The 556-nt window shown below is 59.9% G+C and carries 1 protein-coding gene; it reads right to left on the bottom strand.

Annotated features, from left to right (window positions below; translation table 11 throughout):
* Positions 1 to 96: 96 nt before the first annotated feature.
* Positions 97 to 556 (bottom strand): AFG1/ZapE family ATPase (gene zapE / locus TU76_RS24245; RefSeq protein WP_048352695.1); only part of this gene is annotated, 460 nt, incomplete at its 5' end.

Here is a 556-nt window from a genome sequence, read left to right as displayed (position 1 = left end):
CTGACGACGGCTGCGCCGCCGGACGCGGGCTCGCTCTACTCGACCGCTGCTACACATGACCTTTGTCGCAGGCTGCGACTTCGCATTAGGCAGCGGTTAAAGGCCAAACCGTTGCAGTTGCATTTCCTGCAAGCGGCTCCGGGTGCGGCGGAAGGCAAACGCCAGGTATCCCTGGGTATAGAGCTCATCCATCGGTACCCGGGCCTCAACGCACACCGGCACTTTGCGGTCGTAACATTCGTCGATCAGGGCAATAAAACGCCTCACACTGTCGTCGAACCTGGACAGCTGCGGCAGTTCACGGTCTCCGGCTTCGACCTTGACCGCGCCATCTTCCGTACCACGGGCAATCTTGCCTTCCCGTTGCTCGGCACTCAGGCACGGCACTTCGCTCAGTAGAATCACCTTGAATTGGTCGCAGATCTCCATAAATTCGTGCGCGGCCAACGGCTGCTCACAGAGCTCATGAAAGTTGCACCACAGCACACTGTCGCTGGCACCCACCACCTGCAATGAACGATGGCCCACAGGCACAGGCTGGTCCGATACCGTCTGG

The sequence above is a fragment of the Pseudomonas psychrophila genome (assembly GCF_001043005.1).
Taxonomy (GTDB): domain Bacteria; phylum Pseudomonadota; class Gammaproteobacteria; order Pseudomonadales; family Pseudomonadaceae; genus Aquipseudomonas; species Aquipseudomonas psychrophila.
The sequence above is the reverse complement of the archived record's forward strand: the minus strand, read 5'-3'. Positions and strand labels throughout refer to the sequence as shown.